Consider the following 13,778-nt stretch of genomic DNA (forward strand, 5'->3'; position numbering starts at 1 on the left):
CGCCGTCGATGGTGCACTCGGCGCCGAACTGCTGGTCGCCTTCAAGAAGCTGATCGAGAACCCGATGGGCATGCTGGTGTAGGAAGAACAAGGCGGTGCGGAAATTCTTCACCGGCTTCTTCGCCGGCGGCTTGGAGGCGCAGGAATTCGCCGTCGTCACCAATGCCGAGGAAGAATACACCCTCGCAGGGGCGGGTTGAGCAGGATGAAGACGGTTCTTTGCTACGGCGACTCGCTGACCTGGGGCTACAATGCCGACGGTGGCCGTCATGCGCTCGAGGATCGCTGGCCAAGCGTGCTGCAGACCGGACTAGGTGACGGCGTGCATGTCATTGCCGAGGGGCTGAATGGCCGCACAACGGCGTTCGACGATCACCTGGCAGGCGCCGACCGCAATGGCGCAAGAACGCTGCCGACGGTGCTGACCACGCATGCGCCGATCGACCTCATCATCATCATGCTCGGCGCCAACGACATGAAGCCCTGGATCCACGGCAATCCCGTTGCGGCCAAACAAGGCATCCAGCGCCTGATCGACATCGTGCGCGGCCACGACTATCCGTTCGACTGGCCGGCGCCGCAGATCCTGATCGTTTCACCGCCTCTCGTCAGTCGCACCGAAGATGCCGAGTTCAAGGCGATGTTTGCCGGCGGCGACGATGCCTCCAAAGAGCTTGCGCCGCAATATTCCGCGCTTGCCGATGAGGCTGGCTGCGGCTTCTTCGATGCCGGCACGGTGGCCCAGACCACGCCGCTCGACGGTGTCCATCTCGATGCCGAAAATACGCGAAACATCGGCGAGGCGTTGACGCCGCTCGTGCGCGTCATGCTGGAATTGTGATTGAAGGAGAAAACCGTGGCTGAGAACTACGACGTCATCATCATCGGCTCCGGTCCCGGCGGCTACGTCACGGCAGTGCGTTCCGCGCAGCTCGGTTTCAAGACGGCGATCGTCGAGCGCGAGCATCTTGGCGGCATCTGCCTGAACTGGGGCTGCATTCCGACCAAGGCGTTGCTGCGTTCGGCCGAGATCATGCATTATTCGGATCATCTGAAGGACTATGGACTGAAGCTCGACGGCAAGGTCAGCGTCGACACGTCGGCCGTCGTCGACCGCTCGCGCAAGGTGTCGCTGCGGCTCAATGGCGGCGTCGCCTTCCTGATGAAGAAGAACAAGGTCGACGTCATCTGGGGCGAGGCCAAGCTGACAAAACCGGGCGAGATCGTCGTCTCCAAGACGGCCAAGAAGCCGATGGAGCCGCAGCCGCCTGTGCCGAAAGGCGTCAAGGGCGAGGGCACCTACACCGCCAAGCACATCATACTGGCGACCGGCGCCCGGCCGCGCACGCTGCCGGGCATCGAGCCGGACGGCAAGCTGATCTGGACCTATTTCGAGGCCATGGTGCCCAAGGAAATGCCGAAGTCGCTGCTGGTGATGGGTTCGGGCGCCATCGGCATCGAATTCGCCTCGTTCTACCGCACCATGGGCGCCGACGTGACCGTCGTCGAACTGCTGCCGGCGGTAATGCCTGTAGAGGACGCCGAGGTGTCGAAATTCGCCCAGAAGCAGTTCGAGAAGCAGGGGATGAAGATCATCCTCGAAGCCAAGGTGACCAAGGTCGAGAAAGGCGCCAACTCGATCACTGCGCATGTCGAGATGAAGGACGGCAAGGTGGAGAAGATCACGGCCGACCGGATGATCTCGGCCGTCGGCGTGCAAGGCAACATCGAGGGCCTCGGCCTGGAGACGCTTGGCGTAAAGACGGAGCGCGGCTGCGTCGTCGTCGACGGCTACGGCAAGACCAATGTGCCCGGCATCTATGCCATCGGCGATGTCGCCGGCCCGCCGATGCTCGCCCACAAGGCCGAGCATGAAGGCGTCATCTGCGTCGAGAAGATCGCCAATTTCCCCGGCGTGCACGCCATCGACAAGCTGAAGATCCCTGGCTGCACCTATTGCAATCCGCAGGTCGCTTCGGTCGGCCTGACGGAAGCGAAAGCCAAGGCCGAGGGCAAGGATGTCAGGGTCGGCCGCTTCCAGTTCGCCGCCAATGGCAAGGCCATCGCGCTCGGCGAGGACCAGGGCTTCATCAAGACCATTTTCGACAAGAAGACCGGCCAGCTGCTTGGCGCCCACATGGTGGGCGCCGAAGTGACCGAACTGATCCAGGGTTTTGTCGTGGCGATGAACCTCGAGACGACCGAGGAAGAACTGATGCACACGATCTTCCCGCACCCGACGCTGTCGGAGATGATGAAGGAAAGCGTGCTCGACGCCTATGGCCGTGTGTTGAACGCATGATAGATTGGCCGCACGAGACTCAGATGCGAAAACCGCTGGAGCTCGACGGCAAGTTAGTTCGTTTCCGGATGCGTTTTTTCTCAAATAAGGAGAGGGCATATGGACGTGAATGGCGTGGGCTGGATCGCAGCCATCATCATCGGCGGCCTGGCGGGCTGGTTTGCCGAAATGGTCATGAAGAGCAATACCGGCGTCTTGATGAACATCATCTTGGGCATTGCCGGCGCAGTGGTGCTGAACGCGATCCTGCGTGCCTTGAACATCGGCGTGTTTGGCGTCGGCTGGACCGCCTACCTGATCACCGGTTTCATCGGCGCTTGCCTGCTGATCTGGGCCGGGCGTCTGGTGCGCCGTTAGCCGGTATCGTTTCCGCCATGCGAAACGGTTGTGGCGGCATGTACCGCCGCAGCCTTTTTCTTTGTGCTGAAAAGTCCTAGATGACGTGTAAGTGACGATCGCCGGAGGCGATCGCAAAAAAACCAGGGTTCCGATGGTCACCGTCCTCGACACGATCGCCAATGCGCCGCGGCTGCGCCATCCCGAGAAGGCGCACAAGCCCGACCAGGACGTGCTGCGCAAGCCTGACTGGATCCGCGTCAAGGCGCCTGTGTCCAAAGGCTATGCCGAAACCCGCGAGATCGTGAAATCGCATAAGTTGGTGACGGTGTGCGAGGAGGCCGGCTGCCCGAACATCGGCGAGTGCTGGGACAAGAAGCACGCCACCTTTATGATCATGGGCGAGATCTGCACACGTGCCTGCGCCTTCTGCAATGTCGCCACCGGCATCCCGACCGCGCTCGACCCGGATGAGCCGGCACGGGTCGCCCACGCTGTCAAGCAGATGGGCCTCAGCCACGTTGTCATCACCTCTGTCGACCGCGATGACCTCGCCGATGGCGGTGCACAGCATTTCGCCGACGTCATCCGTGCGATCCGGGCGGCGACGCCTTCGACCACAATCGAAATACTGACGCCTGATTTCCTGCGCAAGGACGGTGCCCTGGAGATCGTCGTGGCCGCCAAGCCGGACGTGTTCAATCACAATTTGGAAACCGTGCCGTCGAACTACCTGACGGTCCGGCCAGGCGCCCGCTATTTCCATTCGATCAGGCTTTTGCAGCGGGTCAAGGAGCTCGACCCTTCGATCTTTACCAAGTCCGGCATCATGGTTGGACTGGGTGAGGAGCGAAACGAAATCCTGCAGCTGATGGACGATCTGCGTTCAGCCAATGTCGACTTCATGACCATCGGCCAGTATCTGCAGCCATCGAAAAAGCACCACCCGGTGATCCGCTTCGTCACTCCGGAGGAGTTCAAGTCCTTCGAGACGATCGGCCGGACCAAGGGCTTCCTGCTGGTGGCGTCGAGCCCGCTGACCCGCTCCTCGCACCATGCCGGCGATGACTTCGCCAGGCTGCGCGCCGCGCGCGAAGCGCAGCTCCAGAAATCGCTCTGATGCATGTCGCCCAAAGTGACCTCGGGTTTTGGGAGAACGACATGCACGAGAACAAAGACTCCAAAGCGCGTCGCATGAGTCTGTGTCGACGCGACGCGCTTTAGAGTTGGGTTCATGCCGAAATTCGAAGCCACCCGCCGCGTTGCCCACACGCCGGAACAGATGTTTGCCCTGGTCGCCGACATCGAAGCTTATCCGCAATTCCTGCCGCTTTGCGAGGCGCTGACGGTGCGCTCGCGCAAGGAGCGTGATGGGCGCACCATCCTCGTCGCCGATATGAGCATCGGCTACAAGGCGATCCGCGAGACCTTCACGACGCAGGTGCTGCTGAAGCCCGACGAGCGCGCGATCGACGTCAAATACATCGACGGTCCGTTCAAATATCTGACCAATGTCTGGCGATTCGACCCTGCCGACGGCGGCTGCGCCGTCTGCTTCTTCATCGATTACGAGTTCAAGAGCCGCATCCTCGGCGCCCTGATGGGCACGATGTTCGACCGTGCTTTCCGTATGTTTTCCGAGGCATTCGAGAAGCGTGCTGATGTCATCTACGGTGTAAAACCGGCGTGAGCATGCCCAAGCGCGTGCAATCCCAGCTTGAGTGCATGGCTGACGGTCTCCTGGCGAATGAAATCACGGCCTTCATCGGCGAACAGCACCCGCTCGGCCGTCACCGGCCGGCCGCTTAGGCCAATCCCGAACCAGACCAGGCCGACCGGCTTTTCCGGCGAGCCACCGCCCGGTCCGGCAACGCCGGTAACGGCGAGGCTGAGCCCAGCGCGGGAGCGCGCCAGCGCGCCGGTTGCCATTTCGATCGCTGTCTCGCGTGAAACCGCGCCATGAGCCTCCAGCGTGGCGGCGGAAACCCCGAGCATGTCCATCTTGGCTTCATTGGAATAGGTGATGAAGCCGCGATCGACCACGGCGGAAGAGCCGGCGATGTCGGTCAGCGCGGCGATGATCATGCCGCCGGTGCAGCTTTCCGCCGTCGCAAGCATGATGCCGCGCTTCTGGCAGGCTTGCAGCAATGCGTTTGCCAGCTCGCTGTTGCTCATTCCGGCACCTCGCCGGGAAACACCACACTCGCCGTGGCGATCGCTGCAATGCCTTCCTCGCGGCCGACGAAACCGAGTTTCTCGTTGGTTGTCGCCTTGATGGAGATGCGGTCGGCGGAGATGGCCAGCATCTGCGACAGGGCAGCCGTCATCGCCTCGCGATGCGGGCCGACGCGTGGCGCCTCGCAGATCAGCGTGATGTCGGCATTGGCGATGCGGCCGCCGCGCGCACGCACCAGCTTTGCCGCATGTTCCACGAACAGCCGCGAGGCGGCGCCCTTCCATTGCGGGTCGGAGGGTGGGAAATGCGTGCCGATATCGCCGGCGCCGCAGGTCGCCAGCAGCGCATCGGTAAGGGCATGGAGCCCGACATCGGCATCGGAATGGCCGGACAGTTTCTTGTCGTGCGGGATGGCGATGCCGCATAGCGTGACGTGGTCGCCAGGCTCGAACGCGTGGACGTCGTAGCCATTGCCGGTTCTGATATCGGGAAAGCGCATGCGCTCGCTGGAAAGTCGTTGGTCCGCCATGGCGATGTCCCGTGCCCAGGTGAGTTTGACGTTGTCCGGCGAGCCGGGAACAAGTTTGACCGGCATCTGCATCCACTCGGCGATCGCGGCGTCGTCGGTAAAGTCGGTTTTGCCGCTGTTATAGGCTTCCTCATGCATGGCCATGATCGCCAGGAATGGGAAACCCTGCGGCGTTTGCGCCGCGTGAAGCCCGCTCCGGGAAACCGTTTCGGCGACCATCCCGGCGGCGGATTCGCGTTTCAGCGTGTCGGCAACGGGCAGCGCCGGGAGCGCGCCCTCGCGCTCGCCGATGGCCGCGATCGTACGGTCGATCAGATCCGCGTCGACGAAGGGGCGCGCCGCGTCGTGGATGAGAACCTTGTCCGGTGCGTGGCTTCTCAACGCCTGCAGTCCGAGTCGAACCGAGTCTTGCCTGGTGGGGCCACCCGCAATTGCCGTGACGCGATTGGAGTGTGCGCCGACGGCATGTCGAAAAAGTTCGTGATCCTCGGCGTGTATTGCCACGACGAGCGGGCCGATACGCGGATGCGCCAGGAAAATATCGATGACGTGGGCGATGACGGCGCGACCGCCGATCTGCTGATATTGCTTCGGCCCATCGGCCTGTCCGGCACGCGCGCCACGGCCGGCCGCAACAATAACCACCGCGACCTTGCCGTTCGCCTCCAAAGCCTGATTTTCGTTTCCGTCAGTCATGCCGATTGGCTTAGCGCACGATCCCCAAAAGTGTAATCGGTTTTCGGAGAGATCGTAGGCCAACATGAAGCCCTAAAACGTCCATTGCGTGTCCGTGCAAGGCGCGGCGCTTTGCTCGGGACTGCAGCCGAGCTCGGCATTTCCCAATTGCGCCGTAATGTGACGTCATTGCGCGTTGCACATTGCGGCCGATATGGCTAGAGAATGTGCAGCAAATGAACATGCTTGGTTTTTGTGCATGCTTGACCTGACCAAATTGGCCGCACCTCTCGATGTCGGCGGCGTGAGTATCCGCAATCGCGTGTTCCTCGCGCCGATGTCGGGAATTACCGACGAGCCGTTCCGGCGACGCGCCCATGCGCATGGCGCCGGCCTGGTCGTGTCCGAAATGGTGGCAAGCGGCGAGCTCGCCAAAGGCAGGGCCGGCTGCGACCTGCGCATACGTCATTCGGGCCTGCCCGTCCATATGGTGCAGCTTGCCGGCCGCGAGGCGGCACACATGGCCGAAGGCGCGCGCATCGCCGCCGGCGAGGGCGCCGACATCATCGATATCAATATGGGTTGCCCCGCCAAGAAGGTGACCGGCGGCTATGCCGGTTCGGCACTGATGCAGGACCTCGATCATGCACTGTCGCTGGTCGACGCCGTGGTCGGCGCGGTCGGTGTGCCGGTGACGCTGAAGATGCGGCTCGGCTGGGACGAAACGGCGCTCAACGCGCCTGACCTGGCGCGCCGTGCCGAGCAGGCGGGCGTCAAGATGGTAACGGTGCACGGCCGCACGCGCTGCCAGTTCTACCAGGGCAAGGCTGATTGGCGTGCCATAGCTCGCGTAAAGGCTGCCGTGTCGATCCCGGTCGTCGCCAATGGCGATGTGTCTTCGCCTGCGCAAGCCGCCGCTGTTCTGGAGCAGTCCGGCGCCGATGCGGTGATGGTCGGCCGCGCCCACTACGGCGCGCCCTGGACCGCCGGAACCATCGCGGTCGCGGCGGCAGGCGAGCTTGCCCGGCTACCGGAAAGCGCTGCGGAACTGGCCGACTACATCATTGCCCATTACGAGGACATGCTGGCGCTCTACGGCGTCGAGAGCGGCCTGCGCCAAGCGCGCAAGCACCTCGGCTGGTATCTGGACCGCCATGCCGGCGCCGTTGCCGACGAAAAGCGCAAGGCCATTCTAACGTCGTTCAATCCCGCGCGGACGATTACCTTGCTTCGCGAGGTGTTTTCGGCCGCCGAGCAAACACCCTTGCGGAGCGCCGCATGAACGCCTCCGTCGGCCAGAGCCCGGAAATGGCGGATGCCGCCCAGATCGTGCTCAACACCATCCGCCGTCCGGTCATCATGATCAGCCCGGAGGGGTTCATCACCTTCGCCAACGCCGATGCGGAAGACTTCTTCCGCTCGAGCGCGACGATGCTCGCCCGTAACACGCTGTCAAAGCTCATCCCCTTCGGCAGCCCGTTGCTGACGCTGGTCGACCAGGTGCGCGAGCGCCGGGCCCCCGTCAACGAATACCGCGTCGACGTGTCGTCTCCGCGTCTCGGCATCGAGAAGGTGGTCGATCTTTATGTCGCCCCGGTGCCGGAGTTTCCAGGTTCCGTCGTGGTGATGTTCCAGGAACGGTCGATGGCCGACAAGATCGACCGGCAGATGACGCATCGCGGCGCGGCGCGCTCGGTGACCGGTCTGGCTGCGATGCTCGCCCATGAGATCAAGAACCCCCTCTCGGGCATCAGGGGCGCTGCCCAGCTGCTTGAACTGTCCGCTTCCGACGAGGATCGCGCGCTGACGCGGCTGATCACCGACGAGACCGACCGCATCGTGTCGCTGGTCGATCGCATGGAGGTGTTTTCCGACGAGCGGCCGATCGACCGCTACCCCGTTAACATCCATGTCGTACTCGACCATGTGAAGGCGATCGCCAAGAACGGTTTTGCGAAAAAAATCAAGATACTGGAGGATTATGATCCTTCATTGCCTCCGGTTTTCGCCAACCGCGACCAGCTCATCCAGGTGTTCCTCAACCTGGTCAAGAATGCCGCCGAGGCGATCGGCGGCGACCCGCAAGGCGAAATCGTCCTGTCGACTGCTTTCAGGCCCGGCATTCGTGTTTCGGTACCTGGCACCCAGGATCGCGTGTCGCTGCCGCTCGAGTTCTGCGTACGCGACAACGGTTCCGGCGTCTCGGAGGATATCCTGCCGATCCTGTTCGATCCCTTCATCACCACCAAGCCGAACGGCTCGGGACTGGGCCTCGCGCTGGTTGCCAAGATCGTTGGTGAGCATGGCGGCATCATCGAATGCGAATCGACGCCGCGCGCGACGATGTTCCGCATCCTGATGCCGGCCTGGAAGGAAACGGCGCTGGGCGCCGATGAAGACGCTGAAGGAGACCGCAAATGACCGTTCGCGGCAATATTCTCGTCGCCGACGACGATGCAGCGATCCGTACGGTCCTCAACCAGGCCCTTTCGCGTGTCGGCCATGAGGTGCGCGTGACCTCCAACGCCTCGACGCTGTGGCGCTGGGTGGCGGCGGGCGAGGGCGATCTCGTCATCACCGACGTGGTAATGCCGGATGAGAACGCCTTCGACATGCTGCCGCGCATCAAGAAAGCACGGCCGGAGCTGCCCGTCATCGTCATGAGCGCCCAGAATACGTTCATGACGGCGATCCGTGCCTCCGAGACCGGCGCCTACGAATATCTGCCGAAGCCGTTCGACCTCACCGAGCTCCTCAACATCGTCAACCGGGCGCTGTCGGAGCCGCGGCGCCCCAAGATCGACGCGCGGCCGGAAGAGCAGCCCGAGACCATGCCGCTGGTCGGCCGCTCGGCCGCCATGCAGGACATCTATCGCATGCTGGCGCGCATGATGCAGACCGACCTGACGGTGATGATTTCGGGTGAGTCGGGCACCGGCAAGGAGCTGGTGGCGCGTGCGCTGCACGAATATGGCCGCCGCCGTGGCGGCCCTTTCGTCGCCATCAACATGGCGGCCATCCCGCGCGACCTGATCGAATCGGAACTGTTCGGCCATGAGAAGGGCGCCTTCACCGGCGCGCAGAATCGCTCAACCGGCCGTTTCGAACAGGCTGAAGGTGGCACGCTGTTCCTTGACGAGATCGGCGACATGCCGATGGAAGCGCAGACGCGCCTGCTGCGCGTCCTCCAGCAGGGCGAATACACGACGGTCGGCGGCCGCACGCCGATCAAGACCGACGTGCGCATCGTCGCCGCCACCAACAAGGATTTGCGCACGCTGATCAACCAGGGGCTCTTCCGCGAGGATCTTTTCTACCGCCTCAATGTCGTGCCCCTCAGGCTGCCGGCACTGCGCGAGCGCTCCGAGGACGTGCCGGACCTCGTCCGGCACTTCTTCAAGCTCGGCGAGATGGAAGGTCTCCAGACCAAGCGTATCTCGTCGGGCGGCATCGAATTGATGAAGCGCTATCCCTGGCCGGGCAATGTGCGCGAACTGGAAAACCTGGTCCGCAGGCTCGCCGCGCTCTATTCACAGGACGAGATTTCTGCCGAGATCATCGAGGCCGAACTCAAGACCGGCGAGCGTCCCGTGGTGCCGGGCGGCGGCAACCTCATTCCCGACGACCTGTCCATCGGCCAGGCGGTCGAGCATTTCCTGCAGCGCTATTTCACCTCGTTTGCCGGCGAATTGCCGCCTGCCGGCCTCTACCAGCGCATTCTCTCGGAGGTCGAGTATCCGCTGGTGCTGGCCTCGATGACCGCGACGCGCGGCAACCAGATCAAAGCCGCGGAACTGCTGGGGCTCAACCGCAACACGCTGCGCAAGAAGATTCGCGAACTCGGCGTCAACGTCTACAAATCGTCACGCCAGGCCTGAGCTGGGATCGAGCCGAAGCGCTTTTCCGGGGGACTGGCCGCGAAAGATTTCCGTCCAGGCCACACTTGTTGCATAATCGCCACAATGCGTTGCATAGATCCGACGCAATCACTGGCTCTAGACGGCGACATGGCTTCGCAGGCTCCGACACCGAACGAACCGCTTTTCAACGACCCCGGCACGCGTGACGGGCGCCGACTGTTGGCGCTGCCCGGCGTGGTGGCGGTCGTGGGTGCGCTGGTCATGGCGGCCATTTCGTTCGCCATCCTGGTCGGCGCGACGCCGATTGCGCCCGACGCCAGGACAACCTGGGCGCTCATCGCGCTCAACGCCGTCTTCGTCCTGTTGCTGATCGCACTGATCGGCCGGGAGGTGCATCGCATCGTCATGGCGCGCCGGCATGGCAAGGCAGCCTCGCGGCTGCATGTGCGCATCGTGGCCATGTTCGCGCTCGTCGCCGCCATCCCCGCCATCATGGTGGCCATCATCGCATCGATCACGCTCGATATCGGTCTCGACCGCTGGTTCGAGATTCGCACCAAGACGATCGTCAATTCGTCGCTGTCCATCGCCGATGCCTATGTGCAGGAAAACGCGCGCAATCTGCAGGGCACGACGCTGTCGATGGCCTATGACCTCGACGCGTCGCGCACGCTTTACGGCCTCGACCGGACTGGCTTCCTCGATCTGATGAGCAAGGAAGCGGTGGGCCGCTCGCTGGCACATGCCGCGCTGATCAAGCCCGACGGCTCCTTCGTGATGAGCGCCAAGACCGACGCCGACTTCGCCATGCCGGAACCGCCGGAGGGAGCGGTCGCCAGCGCCACCGATGGCAAGCCGGTTCTGATCGAGCCGCGCACGCGCAACATCATGGGCGCTATCGTCAAGCTGCGTGAGATCGAGGGACTCTACCTCTACACGATCCGGCTGGTCGATCCCGAGGTGATTAAGGCGCGCCAGATCGTCAGATCGAATACCGACGAATATCGCAATCTCGAAGACAACAGGCGCACTTCGCAGGTGGCTTTCGCCTTGCCTTATCTGTCGTTGACTTTGATTATCATCTTGTCGGCAATCTGGACCGGCATTGCCGTGGCCGACCGGCTGGTGCGGCCGATTCGTCAGCTCATCGGGGCTGCCGACGAGGTCGCGACCGGCAATCTCGATGTCGCCGTGCCGGTGCGGCCGTCCGACGGCGACGTTGCCTCGCTCGGCAATACTTTCAACAAGATGCTGCAGGAATTGAAATCGCAGCGCAACGAGATCCTGTCCGCCAAGGATCTGATCGACGAACGACGGCGCTTTTCGGAAGCGGTGCTGGCCGGTGTCACCGCGGGCGTCATCGGGGTCGATCCCTATGGCATCGTCACCATCGTGAACCGCTCGGCCGAGTCCATGCTGGCCATTTCGGCCAGTGCGGCACTCGGGCAGAACCTTTCCGCCATTCTCCCGCATGTCGGCCGCGTCTTCGAGATCGGCCGCCAATCGGGCAAGCCCGTCTATCGCGAGCAGGTGACGTTTTTCCGCGCCGGCACGGAGCGGACTTTCAACGTGCAGATCACCATCGAGGCCGGCAATAACGGCACCGAGGAGAAATCCTACGTCGTGACGGTCGACGACATCACCGATCTGGTCCAGGCGCAGCGCTCCTCTGCCTGGGCCGATGTGGCGCGCCGCATCGCCCATGAGATCAAAAACCCCCTGACGCCGATCCAGCTTTCAGCCGAGCGCATCAAGCGCCGCTACGGCAAGGTCATCACCGAGGACCGCGAGGTGTTCGACCAGTGCACCGACACGATCATCCGGCAGGTCGAGGATATTGGTCGCATGGTCGACGAATTCTCCGCTTTCGCTCGCATGCCGAAGCCCGAGATGAAGTCCATAGACCTGCGTGAATCGCTGCGCGAGGCCTCCTTCCTGGTCGAAGTGAGCCGTTCCGACATCACGTTCGAGCGCATATTCGGCAACGAACCGCTCAAGGGTACTTTCGACAGCCGCCTGTTGGCGCAGGCTTTCGGCAACGTGATCAAGAACGCTGCCGAAGCGATCGACGGGCTGGAACAGAAGGACGGTTCGCACGGCATAATCCGGATTCAAGCCGGACGCCAAAATGGCGCGATTCGCATCGACGTCATCGACAATGGCAAGGGCCTGCCGCGGGAGAATCGCCAACGGCTGCTCGAGCCCTACATGACCACGCGTGAGAAGGGCACGGGCCTTGGCCTCGCCATCGTCAAGAAGATCGTGGAGGACCATGGCGGCAGGCTGGAGCTCCACGATGCGCCTGCAGATTTCCACGGCGGGCGCGGCGCGATGATCAGCATCATCCTGCCACCTGCGGCCGTGGCGCCAGCGCGCGGCGAAAGCAGGACGGAACACGAAAGAGAAACTGAAAAGGTCGGTAATGGCGTCTGATATTCTGATCGTCGATGACGAGGAAGACATCCGTGAGCTCGTCGCAGGCATACTGAGCGACGAAGGTCACGAAACCCGCACGGCATCCGATGCCGACACCGCTCTGGCGGCCATCGCTGACCGAGCGCCGCGCCTGATTTTCCTCGACATCTGGTTGCAGGGTTCGCGCCTGGACGGCCTGGCTTTGTTGGACGAGATCAAGACCATGCACCCCAACCTGCCGGTGGTGATGATTTCGGGCCATGGCAACATCGAAACCGCGGTCTCCGCCATCAGACGCGGCGCTTATGATTTCATCGAGAAGCCGTTCAAGGCGGACAGGCTGATTCTGATTGCCGAGCGTGCGCTGGAAACCTCCAAGCTGAGGCGCGAGGTTTCCGATCTCAAGCTGCGCAGCGGGGAGACCTTCGACCTGATCGGCATGTCGTCGGCGATGAGCCAGTTGCGCCAGACCATCGAGCGCGTCGCGCCGACCAACAGCCGCGTCATGATCATTGGCCCCTCCGGATCTGGCAAGGAGCTGGCCGCGCGCGCCATCCACACGCTGTCGGCGCGCAAGAGCGCACCTTTCGTGACCCTGAGCGCCGCCAACATCACGCCCGAACGCATGGAGATCGAACTGTTCGGCACCGAATCGAACGGCGTCGAGCGCAAGGTCGGCGCCCTGGAGGAAGCCCATCGCGGCATCCTCTACATCGATGAGGTGGCCGATATGCCGCGCGAGACGCAGAACAAGATCCTGCGTGTGCTGGTCGAACAGCAGTTTGAGCGCGTCGGCGGCACCAAACGGGTCAAGGTCGATGTCCGCATCATCTCCTCGACATCGCAGAACCTGGAGGCGATGATCGCCGATGGCCGTTTCCGCGAGGATCTTTACCATCGCCTTGCGGTGGTACCGGTGACGGTGCCGGGACTTGCCGAGCGGCGCGAGGACATTCCTTATCTCGTTGACAATTTCATGAAGCAGATCGCCCGTCAGGCCGGCATCAAGCCGCGCCGCATCGGCGATGACGCCATGGCGGTGCTGCAGGCGCACAATTGGCCAGGCAATGTTCGCCAATTGCGCAACAATGTCGAACGGCTGATGATCCTGGCGCGCGGCGACAATGTCGATGCGCCGATCACCGCCGACCTGTTGCCGTCCGAAATCGGCGATGTCATGCCGCGCACGCCAAACCAGTCGGACCAGCACATCATGGCGCTGCCGCTGCGCGAGGCGCGCGAACAATTCGAGAAGGACTATCTGATCGCCCAGATCAACCGGTTCGGCGGCAACATTTCGAAAACGGCCGAGTTCATCGGCATGGAGCGTTCCGCGCTGCACCGCAAGCTGAAGTCGCTCGGTGTCTGACCTGATATCTTGAGCGGTTCGGCGTTTGATGCATTGCCGGCCCGGTTCAATACCTTGCTCAAGCAGTTCCGGCCGGAAAACCGTTACACGCTTTCTGGAATTGCTTCAGTGGCCCA

12 protein-coding genes are annotated in these 13,778 nt (G+C 62.7%); 10 read left to right on the forward strand and 2 right to left on the reverse strand.

Going from position 1 to position 13,778, the window contains the following annotated elements; translation table 11 throughout:
* The first annotated feature begins 205 nt into the window (after positions 1-205).
* From LB533_RS21465 to LB533_RS21485, 5 genes are all read left to right on the forward strand, one after another.
* Complete coding sequence (locus LB533_RS21465; RefSeq protein WP_224678199.1) at positions 206-841, forward strand: SGNH/GDSL hydrolase family protein; 636 nt, start codon at positions 206-208, stop codon at positions 839-841.
* A 15-nt stretch (positions 842-856) separates the two neighbouring features.
* Positions 857-2,302 (forward strand): dihydrolipoyl dehydrogenase, encoded by a 1,446-nt coding sequence (lpdA, locus tag LB533_RS21470; protein WP_140638079.1) that lies wholly within the window; start codon positions 857-859, stop codon positions 2,300-2,302.
* Positions 2,303-2,401: 99 nt separating this feature from the next.
* Positions 2,402-2,659 carry a GlsB/YeaQ/YmgE family stress response membrane protein gene (locus tag LB533_RS21475; protein ID WP_140498561.1) on the forward strand — a complete coding sequence of 86 codons (258 nt, stop codon included), beginning with the start codon at positions 2,402-2,404 and terminating at the stop codon, positions 2,657-2,659.
* Between the two features lie 133 nt (positions 2,660-2,792).
* Complete coding sequence (gene lipA / locus LB533_RS21480) at positions 2,793-3,758, forward strand: lipoyl synthase (protein ID WP_140638316.1); 966 nt, start codon at positions 2,793-2,795, stop codon at positions 3,756-3,758.
* 114 nt (positions 3,759-3,872) lie between these two features.
* Positions 3,873-4,328: a type II toxin-antitoxin system RatA family toxin gene (locus LB533_RS21485; RefSeq protein ID WP_140638080.1), complete on the forward strand. Its 456-nt coding sequence runs from the start codon at positions 3,873-3,875 to the stop codon at positions 4,326-4,328.
* On the opposite strand, the gene LB533_RS21490 is transcribed toward LB533_RS21485, so the two are convergent.
* Positions 4,307-4,813, reverse strand: a complete 507-nt coding sequence (locus LB533_RS21490; protein WP_140638081.1) for a CinA family protein — start codon at positions 4,811-4,813, stop codon at positions 4,307-4,309. The two genes, LB533_RS21485 and LB533_RS21490, sit on opposite strands and share 22 nt — an antisense overlap.
* Positions 4,810-6,039: a bifunctional 2-C-methyl-D-erythritol 4-phosphate cytidylyltransferase/2-C-methyl-D-erythritol 2,4-cyclodiphosphate synthase gene (locus LB533_RS21495; RefSeq protein WP_140638082.1), complete on the reverse strand. Its 1,230-nt coding sequence runs from the start codon at positions 6,037-6,039 to the stop codon at positions 4,810-4,812. Before LB533_RS21495 ends, LB533_RS21490 begins: the two co-directional genes overlap by 4 nt.
* 238 nt (positions 6,040-6,277) lie before the next feature.
* Between LB533_RS21495 and dusB the strand changes: the two genes are divergently transcribed.
* The 5 genes from dusB (at position 6,278) to LB533_RS21520 (ending at position 13,662) form a co-directional block, all read left to right on the forward strand.
* Positions 6,278-7,300, forward strand: coding sequence for a tRNA dihydrouridine synthase DusB (dusB, locus tag LB533_RS21500; RefSeq protein ID WP_140638083.1), 1,023 nt, complete (start codon positions 6,278-6,280; stop codon positions 7,298-7,300).
* A complete protein-coding gene (locus LB533_RS21505; RefSeq protein ID WP_140548581.1) occupies positions 7,297-8,439 on the forward strand; it encodes a two-component system sensor histidine kinase NtrB in 1,143 nt (380 codons plus the stop codon). Before dusB ends, LB533_RS21505 begins: the two co-directional genes overlap by 4 nt.
* Positions 8,436-9,896: a nitrogen regulation protein NR(I) gene (gene ntrC / locus LB533_RS21510; protein WP_140515418.1), complete on the forward strand. Its 1,461-nt coding sequence runs from the start codon at positions 8,436-8,438 to the stop codon at positions 9,894-9,896. The genes LB533_RS21505 and ntrC overlap by 4 nt, the downstream gene beginning before the upstream one ends.
* Positions 9,897-10,025: 129 nt before the next feature.
* The gene (locus LB533_RS21515; RefSeq protein ID WP_181169254.1) at positions 10,026-12,311 is read left to right on the forward strand and encodes a sensor histidine kinase NtrY-like; all 2,286 of its coding nucleotides are present in this window, start codon (positions 10,026-10,028) and stop codon (positions 12,309-12,311) included.
* On the forward strand, positions 12,301-13,662 hold the full coding sequence (locus tag LB533_RS21520) for a sigma-54-dependent transcriptional regulator (protein ID WP_140498569.1): 1,362 nt from the start codon (positions 12,301-12,303) through the stop codon (positions 13,660-13,662). Before LB533_RS21515 ends, LB533_RS21520 begins: the two co-directional genes overlap by 11 nt.
* The last annotated feature ends 116 nt before the right edge of the window (positions 13,663-13,778 follow it).

The organism is Mesorhizobium sp. BR1-1-13 (assembly GCF_020165515.1).
Lineage (GTDB): Bacteria > Pseudomonadota > Alphaproteobacteria > Rhizobiales > Rhizobiaceae > Mesorhizobium.